This window comes from Moritella sp., from assembly GCF_033791185.1.
GTDB lineage: Bacteria > Pseudomonadota > Gammaproteobacteria > Enterobacterales > Moritellaceae > Moritella.
The window spans coordinates 1-13,137 of the sequence record NZ_JASJHF010000316.1; the positions used below are offsets into that span (position 1 = coordinate 1).

Annotated in this window: 7 protein-coding genes; 6 read left to right on the forward strand and 1 reads right to left on the reverse strand. The window is 38.2% G+C overall.

What is annotated here, in order from left to right; all coding sequences use genetic code 11:
- Positions 1-36 precede the first annotated feature (36 nt).
- A complete protein-coding gene (locus tag QNK26_RS17950; protein WP_319225429.1) occupies positions 37-351 on the reverse strand; it encodes a paraquat-inducible protein A in 315 nt (104 codons plus the stop codon).
- A 587-nt stretch (positions 352-938) separates the two neighbouring features.
- Here QNK26_RS17950 and QNK26_RS17955 point away from each other — a divergent pair.
- The 6 genes from QNK26_RS17955 to pyrD all read left to right on the forward strand — a co-directional run bounded on the left by QNK26_RS17955 (position 939) and on the right by pyrD (position 13,118).
- The gene (locus QNK26_RS17955; RefSeq protein WP_319225431.1) at positions 939-1,250 is read left to right on the forward strand and encodes a YebG family protein; all 312 of its coding nucleotides are present in this window, start codon (positions 939-941) and stop codon (positions 1,248-1,250) included.
- A 204-nt stretch (positions 1,251-1,454) separates the two neighbouring features.
- A complete protein-coding gene (proQ, locus tag QNK26_RS17960; RefSeq protein ID WP_319225433.1) occupies positions 1,455-2,087 on the forward strand; it encodes an RNA chaperone ProQ in 633 nt (210 codons plus the stop codon).
- A 113-nt stretch (positions 2,088-2,200) separates the two neighbouring features.
- Positions 2,201-4,201: a carboxy terminal-processing peptidase gene (gene prc, locus QNK26_RS17965; protein ID WP_319225435.1), complete on the forward strand. Its 2,001-nt coding sequence runs from the start codon at positions 2,201-2,203 to the stop codon at positions 4,199-4,201.
- Between the two features lie 91 nt (positions 4,202-4,292).
- On the forward strand, positions 4,293-6,905 hold the full coding sequence (gene pepN, locus QNK26_RS17970) for an aminopeptidase N (RefSeq protein WP_319225436.1): 2,613 nt from the start codon (positions 4,293-4,295) through the stop codon (positions 6,903-6,905).
- 262 nt (positions 6,906-7,167) lie between these two features.
- On the forward strand, positions 7,168-12,018 hold the full coding sequence (locus tag QNK26_RS17975) for an NAD-glutamate dehydrogenase (RefSeq protein ID WP_319225438.1): 4,851 nt from the start codon (positions 7,168-7,170) through the stop codon (positions 12,016-12,018).
- A gap of 89 nt (positions 12,019-12,107) precedes the next feature.
- Positions 12,108-13,118, forward strand: coding sequence for a quinone-dependent dihydroorotate dehydrogenase (gene pyrD / locus QNK26_RS17980; protein ID WP_319225439.1), 1,011 nt, complete (start codon positions 12,108-12,110; stop codon positions 13,116-13,118).
- Positions 13,119-13,137: the final 19 nt, after the last annotated feature.

A 13,137-nucleotide genomic window follows, 5' to 3' on the forward strand; every position in this document is an offset into this window, starting at 1 on the left:
TATGCACGCTTGATACAGACAAGATCAAAATAGAAATTATGCAATGAAACTGCAAAATATAACAAGTACGACAACTAAATAAAAATATTTTTCTAATAGAGACAAAGCACCATGGATGAGCGTTGCTGACTCTTCGACACCTAACATGGTGATGGTAAACATCGGAAATACATTCGCGATAACAACAAGTATGAGACCAGTTATTGAAAGTGCCAATATCGCACTAATAGAAAATGCATTGTTTGTATAGAGCAAGGTATTGCAACGTGGGCAGTGTGCTTGCTTATTTTTTGCTATAGGCACATGATCGACAATTAGATCACATTTATCACACACACTAATATTTGACATTCACACCCGCCAATGGCTAAATTTTTTATGCTTAATTACTTCTAGTAAACTGTAGCATGTTTTATAAAGGTTCATTAATAGCATTATTTTATTGTAAATATCAATAGGATCACAAGTTTATCCTTAGCGATTTACTGTCCATCATGGTCGGATCTGTTGGATGCTGGCATAATTACGCTTATTTTTCGTTAGCCAAAGTGGCAGTAGTAAAAAATTTTATACTCTTGTAATGAATTAGTATTGGATATAGTTGTAATGGTAAAACGCTTCCTCTTCATATTGAACTAGCAAAGTAAGGCTTCAACTCTAACTCTAAGCTGTTTAGTGACAACGCTATATAATGTAGATCTGATCCAATTAGATTAAATAATTATCAATAACTTAGCTTGTTGAGCGGAGTGGTTAATATATTTTGGCAGGGGCAAATAATTATTTAGAACGGTCACCAATAATAAATTCATTTAAAATCAGATGTCTAAATCATTTTTTCGGCTAAAATGTAGGCTAAACCCATGACTAATGACTTGAATTAAGCGCTAATAGTAAATACACTGTCATAATATACAGTGTATTCAGGGGATTGGTTCATGGCCGTAATAGTAAAGTATGTAGTTGAACGAAATGGTGTGGAAAAAATGACGTCTACAAGTAAAAAAGAAGCCGATGCATACGACAAAATGTTAGATGTTGCCGATGGTCTTACGGACTTTATCAGTACATCATCATTAGCGATAGATGATCGCCTTGCCGAAGAGTTAGCATTATACTTGGCACAAAATAGCGCTTCACTACAGCAAATCTTAAAAGGTGGTAAATTAAAAGATGTTGAAGAGAGTCGCGAAAAACCAGCAAAAGCTAAAAAAGCGGCAAAAAGCACAATAGAAAAAGAAGCCGCTTAATCTTTAATACCGTTAATTATTGTTTGCCGAAGAGGCAAAAATCACGTGAAGAGTTATTTTTTAACACATTTTTGGGTTAAGTTAACGGATTAAAGATAGCATTTAATTGCAATGGCTCTATAATAGCGATAAATTTTATACATGCGATATAGCAAAAATACGTTTTGTTATATCTGAACAATTAGAAGTAATTTAAGGTCATTCATGGAAAACATTGAAAAGCTAAAAAATAGCAAAGAAGTTATCGCTTACTTGGTGGAAATATTCCCAAAATGTTTCACTGCAAAAGGCGAAGCTAAACCGCTAAAAATTGGCATTTTTCAAGATCTGGCTGAGCGTCTAAAAGAAGACGATAAAGTTAGTAAAACATTATTACGTACGGCACTTCGTCAGTATACTGCAAGCTGGCGTTACCTTCACGGCGCTAAAAAAGATGCTGTACGAGTTGACTTAGATGGCAACGAAGCAGGTGTTTTAGATGCAGAGCACATCGAGCATGCACAAAAAACACTTGAAGAAAGTAAAACTAAATTCTTCGCTGAACGTAATAAGAAAAATGCAGAACAAAAGGCAAACGCTGAAAAGCAAAAGCCTGCTGTTAAAAGAGCACCTAAAAAAGTAGTTAAGAAATCAGCTCCTAAGGCAGAACAAAAACCTACAATTCAAGTTGAACGTCCAGTAAATGATGCGGAACTTAAATCAGGCCAGTCTGTCAAAGTTGTAGTTGGTAAAGCACCGGTACAAGCAACTATCGTTGAAGTATCTAAAGATGGTGTTCAAGTTCAATTACTTTCTGGACTTTCTCTAAAAGTAAAAAAAGAGCACCTTTTTGTATAAAGCAATAAGAGTGTTCTGAATTTTTAATAGTCGAGTGTTAGCTAAATATATGAAAATTAGCTGATACTTGACTATTATTAATTTAGCGTTACTTATTCTCAAAAGGATTTTTAATGAAAAAAGTTTTAAAACGAACTTTTATCAGTGCTTCGGTACTATTAGCCACATATGCTCATGCATTTGAACCTGCTATTTCTATTCAAGAACTCCCTACATTAAAGCAAGAAGCTCAGCATTCTGAAGCAAGTAAACGTCTCGTTAATCTATTCACGCGCTCTCATTATAAGTCAGTTGATTTTGATGACGCTTTCGCTGTTGAAGTTTTCGATCGATATTTAAAACATCTTGATGCTTATCGTACAATCTTCTTACAAAGTGACATTGATAGCTTTAATAAATATGCACTGTCATTTAAGAATGATTTCCGCCAGGGTCGTCTTGCACCAGCTTATGATATTTATAGTGTTGGCTTACAGCGTCGTTATGAACGATTTGCTTATGCATTAACCTTACTTGAAACTGAAATTAAATTTGATAGTGATGACGAATATTATTTCGATACATCTGAATTAGATTGGGCTAAGACCACAGAAGAACTCAATGAGCTCTGGCGTCAAAAAGTTAAGTACGAAGCACTTAATTTAAAATTAACAGGTAAAGACTGGCCTGAGATAAAAAAATTACTGCATAAGCGTTATGATACTGCAATCAAACGTTTGCAACAGACACAGAGTGAAGATGTATTTCAAACATTGATGAACTCTTATGCGCGTAATATTGAACCGCACACATCTTACCTATCCCCACGAAATGCCGACCGTTTTAAGACAGAAATGAACCTATCTTTAGAAGGCATTGGTGCAGTACTGCAAACAATTGACGATTATACTGTGATTCGCTCTTTAGTTGCGGGTGGACCTGCGGATTCGACTAAACAATTAAAAGCCGAAGATAAGATTGTTGGTGTTGCACAAGATGACAAAACAATTGTGGATATTGTCGGTTGGCGTTTAGACGACGTTGTCGATAAGATCAAGGGTCCTAAAGGTACCAAAGTTCGACTAGAGATCGTGCGTGGTGAAGGGGCTAGTGCAAAACATAAAATTGTAGAAATTACTCGTGATAAAGTACGGTTAGAAGATCGCGCTGCTAAATCGAAAGTTATCGAGGTTGAAGGCGAAAAGGTTGGTGTTATTGAGATCCCAAGCTTCTACGATGGCTTAACTAAAAATGTACTGACCGAGCTAGCTAAGTTAGAAGCAGATAAAGTGAGCTCTGTTATTATCGATTTACGTGATAATGGCGGTGGTGCATTAAAAGAAGCTAACTTACTTTCTGGTTTATTCTTTGATTCCGGCCCGACAGTACAAGTCCGTGATGCTAGAGATAAAATTAATGTGCTAGAAGATCGTGACGGTAAAACTTACTACGACGGTCCACTTGTTGTATTAGTTAATCGTTATAGTGCATCAGCATCAGAAATTTTTGCGGCTGCATTACAAGATCATGGTCGTGCTTTAGTTGTTGGTGAACAGACATTCGGTAAAGGGACTGTACAACAGCACAGAACACTTGCGCGTTTGTATGACCTGTATGACAAGCCTATTGGTAGTGTGCAATATACCATTTCAAAATTCTACCGTATTAATGGTGGCAGTACACAACTACATGGTGTTTTACCCGATATCGCTTTCCCATCGGCGGTAAAACCAGAAGACACGGGCGAATCAATCGAAGATAATGCATTGGCTTGGGATCAGATCCGTAAAGCAAGTTATCAGCAGTCGTTAGCTTTACAGGCAACTGTAAAACCACTAACAGAATCACATAAAAAGCGTGTTGTCGACAATCCTGAATTTGGTTATATCCAAGAAGATATTATTAAATATAAGCAGGAACTGGATAGTAAAACAATTTCTTTAAAAGAGTCTGTACGTATCAAAGAGCGTGAAGAAAACGAAGCAATTCGTCTAAAACGTTTGAATGAGCGTTTAGAGCGTAAAGAATTACCTGAGGTTAAATCATTTGATGATAAACCTGAGGATTTTGAGTTTGACGATGCCTTCTTATTAGAAGCTGCCAATATCGCGATTGATTTAAGCAAATCAAGCTAAACCACCTCCATTAATACTTCAAGTGCAGCGGGATGCTGCACTTTATTTCCTTTATTTTACGTCTCTATCCGTCGATAGATTAGGACTAGCAATGACACTTAAGCCTAATGCTAAGCATTTAAAAGACTATACCGCCCCAAACTATTTCATTGATAATATCGATCTAGATTTTAACCTTGACGATAGTAAAACAAAAGTTGTTGCTATCAATAAAGTACGCCGTAGTGGTAGCCATAACGATCCGCTTATTTTAGATGGCGTTGATCTTACCTTGCTAGCGGTTTCAATAGACGGTCATAAAATTGATAGCTATTTAGTTAAAGATGATCAGCTTATCATTTCTGATTTACCGTCTGAATGTGTATTGATCATTGAGACAGAAGTTAATCCGCTGGGAAATACCAGTTTAGAAGGATTATATAAATCTGCCGATGCATTTTGTACACAATGTGAATCTGAAGGTTTCCGGAAAATCACCTATTACCTTGATCGTCCTGATGTACTTGCTGTTTTTAGCACTAAGATCACAGCTGATAAAGCTGCCTTTCCTTATTTATTATCTAACGGTAACTGTGTCGATAGTGGTGAGCTAGATAATGGCCGTCATTGGGTGCAATGGCGTGACCCATACCCTAAACCAGCGTATTTATTTGCATTAGTTGCTGGTGACTTTGATGTGCTACGCGATAATTATATTACGACCTCTGGCCGCGATGTAAAGTTAGAACTGTTTGTTGATAAAGGCAACTTATCACGTGGTCATCATGCAATTGAGTCACTTAAGCATTCGATGAAGTGGGATGAAGACCGCTTTGGTTTAGAGTACGATCTCGATGTTTACATGATTGTGGCGGTTGATTTCTTCAACATGGGCGCAATGGAAAATAAAGGCCTAAATGTATTTAATTCTAAATATGTATTAGCGGATGCGGCAAGCGCGACGGATGTTGATTATTTAGGTATTGAAGCGGTCATTGGGCACGAATACTTCCACAATTGGACGGGGAATCGAATTACGTGCCGAGATTGGTTCCAATTAAGTCTGAAGGAAGGTCTAACGGTATTCCGTGACCAAGAATTTAGCTCCGATCTTGGCTCTCGTGCTGTGAATCGTATTCAAAACGTTAAAGTGTTACGTTCAGCACAATTCCCTGAAGATGCTGGTCCAATGGCACACCCAATACGCCCTGCATCTGTAATCGAAATGAACAACTTCTATACCGCCACCGTTTATAATAAAGGTGCTGAAGTTATCCGTATGATCCACACGCTATTAGGTGAAGTGAACTTTCGTGCGGGTATGGATCTATACTTTGAACGCCACGATGGGCAAGCGGTTACCTGTGATGATTTTGTAGCATCAATGCAAGATGCATCAGGTGTTAATCTGACACTGTTTAAGAATTGGTATTCACAATCAGGCACACCGCAAGTGACGGTTACAGATAGCTATGATGCTGAAAGCCATACTTACACTCTATCTATGCAACAGCATACTCCTGCCACTGCAGATCAAAAAGTAAAACAAGTGCTGCATATCCCTGTTGATATAGAGCTACTTGACGAGCAGGGCAATAAGATTGAGCTGATCAGTGCCGGTAAACCTGCTAATCACGTTTTAAACTTGATTGAAAAACATCAAGACTTTGTATTTGATAACGTAATGTCTGCGCCAGTGCCGAGTTTATTTAGAGAGTTTTCTGCGCCTGTTAAGCTTAACTATGCGTACACAAATGAACAGCTTGCCATGTTGATGGTTCATGCTACTAATGACTTTGCGCGTTGGGATGCGTCACAACTACTCATCAATAAGCATATTGTTGAAAACGTAGCTCGTATTCACGATAAGCAAGCACTAGAGTTACCAGCTGTTTTTGGGCAAGCTTTTGCTGATTTAGTCAAAAATGCTGAACTTGACCCAGCACTAAAAGCTGAAATGTTGCAGTTCCCATCAACCAATAGCCTTATGGGTTTATTCGACGAAGTCGATGTTGATGCATTGTTAACGGTGACCGCTTTTATCAAGTCTCAAATTGCTGCTCATGTTGTAACAACATGCACTGCCATTTATGCCGATATGCCTAAGCGTGCTTATGAAGTTAAGCATGATCATATCGCTATGCGTGCATTAAAAAACGTATGCCTTGAGTATATCGCACTAGCGGATGTTACTGATGTTAATGAGTTGGTATTAGCGCAATTCCAACAGTCAGATAATATGACCGATACCATGGGCGCAATCAGCGCAGCCAATAAAGCGCAGCTACCTTGCTTTAAAACGATGATGTCAGGGTTTGAAAAAACTTGGTCTCACGACGGTTTAGTCATGGATAAATGGTTTGTACAAATAGGTGTTAACCCGAATGAAAACTGCCTAGCAATGGTTAAAGAAACGCTAGAGCATGGCAGTTTTTCTCTAGCTAACCCGAATCGAACACGTTCATTAATAGGTAGTTTTTCTGCACTTAATACCAAAGCCTTCCATGCCATCGACGGCAGTGGTTATGTTTTCTTAACCGATATCTTATGTCAGCTAAACAGCAGTAACCCGCAAGTTGCTTCTCGATTAATGACACCGCTTATTGAATTTAAGAAATTTGATTTAGTACGCCAAGAATTAATGAAAGAACAGTTAAACCGCTTAAGTAAAATTGATAATTTAGCGGCTGATTTATTTGAAAAAATAGATCGTGCGCTAGCGTAGTCTAACGGCCGAGCAAATGTGTAACATTAAGTTAAACGTTTGTTTTATAAAAAGTGGGTATTTTGACCAGTTGTAGTGTCATGTGCCCACTTTAAGTTATATGTTAATTTTTTATTCTCAAAAACCTGCATTTTTCTTTCTATCTTGTTGCCTCTGTAGCATTTTTATTACAATTATTAATGTTAGAATGCCCGCCTGAATTACCGTCATAAGTTACTTTTTTAGCTAGACTTAATAAACCAAGATTTAAAGGATTGCTAGTATGTTGAATAAAACGCCTATTCCCGTGTTGCTGGAAAACGTAATCAGCCTTGTAAAGACTAAAGTAGATGTCAAAAGCAATATATTAGTTGAGCAGTTTGTAACTGCGTTATATGCAGGAATGAGGCAAGAAGATCTTTCTTCGCGAAGTGATAGTGATCTGTATTGTGCTGCAATTAGTTTGTGGAATAGATTAAATAGTAGTAATAATAGCGGCTATGATATCTGTGTTTATAATCCAGAAATTAGCCTTAATGGTTGGCAATCAACCCATACAATTGTTGAAATTATTGTACCGGATTCACCTTTTCTAACCGAATCTGTAATGATGGCATTATCTCGACTTGGCGTAATTTCTCATTTGATGTTACATCAGCCAATTGCTTTGAAACGAGATGATAGTGGTCGAGTGAACAAAATTCTAACCAATCCCAAAAATGCAAAGAATTTTACTTCTGAAACTGTATTTTTAATTGAAATCGATCGTCAAACAGAAAGCAGTAAACTTGACGCCATTAGTGCAGAGTTAGCGTCTGTATTAGATGAGATCGCTTTAGCAGTTAATGATTGGTCTCCAATGCAAGATAAGTTGCTTTCTGTCATTGAACAGCTGTCTGCAAAACCAAAGAAAAAAGGTATCGATTATTCTGATACGCTTAAGTTTTTAGCTTGGTTATGTGACCACAACTTCACTCTACTTGGTTACCGTCATTACGATATCGAACCGATAAAGGGTGACTATGTGATCACGCCTGAATGCGCTTCAAGCTTGGGTATAATGAAGAACTCGGTGAACAACCAAGGTTATGGTTTAGCAAACTTGTCGACAGATGCAAGACGCGAAGTATTGTCACAGAACACGCTTATTCTCACCAAGAGTGATGCTAAATCTCGCGTGCATAGGCCTGCAAATATCGATTATGTTGGCATTAAAATATTCGATGCGGATAACAACGTCATTGGTGAAGAGCGATTCATCGGTTTATATGCATCATCTGTCTACAATAGCAGCGCGATTGATATTCCCCTTATCAGTGACAAAATTAAACGTGTTCTCGATGCGTCTGGTTATAACCCTGTAAATCATTCATACAAAGCATTGTTGAATATTTTAGAAACATACACTCGCGATGAAATTATCCAATCGAGCGAAGACGAAATCTTACACTGTGCATTAGGTGTTTTGCATATGCAAGACCGCGATCAGGTTAAGTTATTCGTACGCAAAGATTTATTCGGTCGTTATTACTCCTGCATGGTGTATGTAACCAAAGAGCGTTACACCACGCAATTACGGGAAAAGACACAGCAAGTATTAGCTGACTACCTAGGAAGTGATAAAGAAGTTGAATTTAATACCTATTTCTCTGAAGGTAATATGGCTAGAACACAATATATTGTGCACGTAGGGCAACATGATAAAGAGCTAAACGTAAACGTAGCAGAGATTGAGCAAAACCTAGCTGAGGCCGCTAAATCTTGGAATGATAAGTTAAAAACCGCTATTGTAAGTCACTATGGTGAAGAAAAAGGTCGTTATTTATCAGAGCAATACATCCATGCTTTCCCACAGTCTTATAAAGAGTATGTGTTACCAAGTTCAGCTGTCGCCGATATTATTAAGCTAGAAACACTGTCAACTGAGCATAAGTTAGAAATGATCTTCTACCGTGCACAAGAAGAGCAACATGACTCAAATCACGTACGTCTAAAACTGTTCCATAAAGATCAGCCAATCCATTTGTCCGATGTACTGCCTATGTTAGAAAACATGGGGTTAAAAGTACTGGGCGAAACACCATTTAAAGTAAAAACAGCTGACGGAACGGTATATTGGGTACTTGATTTCACCATGCTTTATACCGGTGATAATGTTCTTGATACCACAGAGCGAAGTGCTGACTTCATGTCTACATTCCATCAAGTATGGGAAAATCGTTTAGAGAATGATGGTTTTAATAAATTAGTACTTAAAACTAATTTATCTGGCCGTCAAGTCTCGGTACTTAGATCATACGCAAAATACATGCGCCAAATTGGTAATAATTTTAGCCAAGCATATATTGAGAATACATTAGCGTCATTACCTGAGTTAGCGAATAGTTTATATTGCTATTTTCATCAAAAATTTGCTATCGACCAGGGCGAAATTGATAGCCTAGATATCATTGCCAACTTTGAAACTAAGTTAGAGCAAGTGAATAACTTGGATGATGACCGTATTATTCGTCGTTTTATTGACTTAATCACAGCTACATCACGAACTAACTTCTATCAAATAGATCCAAAATCAAAAAAATCGGCTCAAAGTAAAGCATATATCTCGTTTAAATTTGAGTCATCATTGATCCCTGATATGCCCTTGCCACTACCAAAATTTGAAGTGTTTGTGTATTCACCGCAAGTAGAAGGTGTGCATTTACGTGGCGGTAAAGTGGCTCGTGGTGGCTTACGCTGGTCTGATCGTCGTGAAGATTTCCGTACCGAAGTATTGGGTTTGGTTAAAGCACAGCAAGTGAAGAATACGGTAATTGTACCTGTCGGTGCAAAAGGTGGTTTTGTTTGTAAACAGGTTCTACCATCTCACAGTCGCGACGAATTATTTAATATTGGGAAAGAATGTTACCGCACATTCATCCGTGGTTTACTCGATATCACTGATAACATTGTTGACGGTGAACTGGTTCATCCCACCAACGTCCGCTTTTACGATGAAGCTGATTCGTATTTAGTTGTCGCCGCTGATAAGGGGACGGCTACATTCTCAGATATCGCCAATGAGATCAGTGATGAATATAACTTCTGGCTAGGTGATGCATTCGCGTCAGGTGGGTCGGTGGGCTATGACCATAAGAAAATGGGGATTACTGCCAAGGGAGCTTGGGAATCGGTTAAACGTCACTTCCGCGAAATGGGCATAAACTGTCAGGAAGAAGAGTTCACTTGTATTGCTGTTGGTGACATGGCCGGTGATGTATTCGGTAATGGTATGCTGTTATCGAAAAGCACTAAGTTAATAGCTGCATTCAACCACATGCATATCTTCATCGATCCAAATCCAGACTGTGCAACAAGTTATGCTGAGCGTGAGCGTTTATTCAATTTACCACGTTCAAGCTGGACTGATTATGACCGTTCAATTATGTCTAAAGGCAGTGGTATTTTCTTACGTTCAGCTAAGGCGATCACGCTAACACCTGAAATCAAGAAAGTGCTGGGTACCCATGTTTCATTAATGACCCCTACGGATTTAATTAAAGCGATCTTAACATCACAAGCAGATCTACTGTGGAATGGTGGTATCGGCACTTATGTTAAATCGGCATCTGAAACAAATAATGATGTAGGTGATCGTGCGAATGATCATGTGCGTATAAACGGTAATGCTCTTAACGTTAAGATTGTTGGTGAAGGTGGTAACTTAGGTTGTACGCAGCTTGGCCGTATTGAGTATGCTAAAAATGGTGGTCGTATTAATAGTGACTTCATTGATAACGTGGGTGGTGTAGATTGTTCAGATAATGAAGTAAACATTAAGATCTTACTTAACAGTATCGTTAGCAATGGTGATTTAACGCGTAAACAACGTAACGAATTACTGTATTCAATGACTAATGAAGTATCTGAAATTGTACTTAATAATGCTTATAAACAGACCTTGTCTGTATCTGTTACTCAAACGCGCGCAGCAGAGCAGTTGAAGGAACAAATTCGCTTCATGCAAATGCTAGAGCGCACTGGTAAGCTAAACCGACAACTTGAGTTCCTACCAAGTGAAGATGAACTAGCTGAGCGATTAGCTAAAAACGAAGGTCTAACGCGTCCTGAACTGTCTGTATTGCTCGCATATGCAAAAATGCAATTAAAAGAACAGCTTAACTGTAATGAAGTGTTTGAAGATGGATTTTTGTCTGAATTGCTTATCACTGCTTTCCCGCAGTTACTGCAAGAGAAGTACAAAGCCCAAATGCAAGGTCATCCATTAAGAAATGAAATTATTGCGACACAACTTGCAAATGAAATTATTAATGACATGGGCATGAACTTTGTTGGCCGTATGCAAGATGAAACTGGCTCTACCGTTGTTGAAATTGCCAAATGTTTTGTTATCGCTAAGCATGTGATTGGTATGGAAAATATGTGGGATGTTGTGACAGGGTTAGATAATAAGGTCGACTCTGCCACACAGCTTGATATGTTATTTGAAAGTCGCCGTTATATTCGTCGTGCAGCCTGTTGGCTAGTGCGATATCGTGATCGTAACATGAGCATTACTGACACGATCGCTTTCTATAAACCGATTTATGATGGTATGAAAGAAAATACAGAGCAAGTACTTGTTGACGCTGATAAAGCAAAACAAATTAAGCGTATCGATGGACTGATTGAAAAATTAGTACCGGCTGATGTGGCAAATGAGATTGTACATCAAAACATATTATTCTCAGCGTTTGATATTGCTGATGTTTGCAAGCAGTACCAAGTACCAATGTCTCTTGTACAATCTGTTTTCTTCTCTTTAGGTAACAAGCTACAGTTGCATGATTTTATGCATCAAATTAACTTGCAACCAGTTGCTAACCATTGGCAAGCACTTGCAAGAGCTGCATTCCGTGAAGAACTTGCGTTACAACAACGTAGCTTAACATCAGTGGTGTTATCTACTTGTTCATCAACAGGTAAGTGCGATATAATCATTGACGAATGGTTATATGATCATGATGCACTTGTTGTTCGTTGGCTGCAAATGTTGACTGATTTTAATATGAGCTCTTCGCACGAGTTTGCTAAATTCTCAGTAGCGTTACGAGAATTGAATTTACTTCACTTAAGCTGCCGCAATGCAAGCTAATGAGTAAATTGATGTTTGCGTAAGCACTCAATTAAATGATTTAATTATGAAGCACTGTTAATACAGTGCTTTTTTATGAGGAATAGAAAATGTTATATCGTATTGCACGTGAATTTTTGTTTATGCAAGACCCGGAAGTAGTGCATGAAATAACAATCAAAGGGTTAAAATTAACTGGCTCTACTCCTTTAAATTGCTTATATGCGCAGAAATTACCGAGTAAACCTGTGACGGTAATGGGACTTACCTTTGATAACCCAGTCGGTTTAGCAGCGGGTTTAGATAAAAATGGTGAAAGTATTGACGCGTTTGCGGCAATGGGCTTTGGATTTATTGAAGTTGGTACCGTGACGCCACGTCCACAAGATGGTAATGAAAAGCCGCGTATATTCCGTATCAAACAAGCGGAAGCGATTATTAACCGTATGGGCTTTAATAACGAAGGTGTGGATCAATTAGTTGAAAATGTTAAAGGTGCAAATTATAAAGGTATCTTAGGTATTAACATAGGTAAAAACAAAGATACACCAATCGAAAAAGGGAACGACGATTATCTAATTTGTATGGATAAGGTTTATCAATACGCTTCTTATATTGCCATTAATATTTCGTCACCAAACACCCCAGGATTACGAACTCTTCAATACGGTGAAGCACTTGATAGTTTATTAAGTAGCCTTAAAGAACGTCAAGCTGAATTAACCAAGACTCATGAGAAGTATGTGCCATTAGCGGTTAAAATTGCACCGGATTTAACCGATGATGAGCTAGCTCAAGTAGCTGAATCACTGATTAAATATAAAATGGATGGTGTCATTGCAACAAACACGACATTAGATAGAACATTAGTCCATGATATGCCACATGCTTGTGAAGCTGGTGGTTTGAGTGGCCGTCCAGTTCAACACGCGAGCACTGAAATTGTACGTAAATTAGCAGTTTTACTTGATGGTCAATTACCTATCATAGGGGTAGGCGGTATTGATTCTGTTGTGGCAGCAAAAGAAAAATTTGTTGCTGGTGCAGAATTAGTACAGGTATATAGTGGATTTATCTATAAAGGCCCTAAATTAGTTAAAAACATTGTAAAAAGTTTGTAACGTTTTGCTTGGTTTTAGT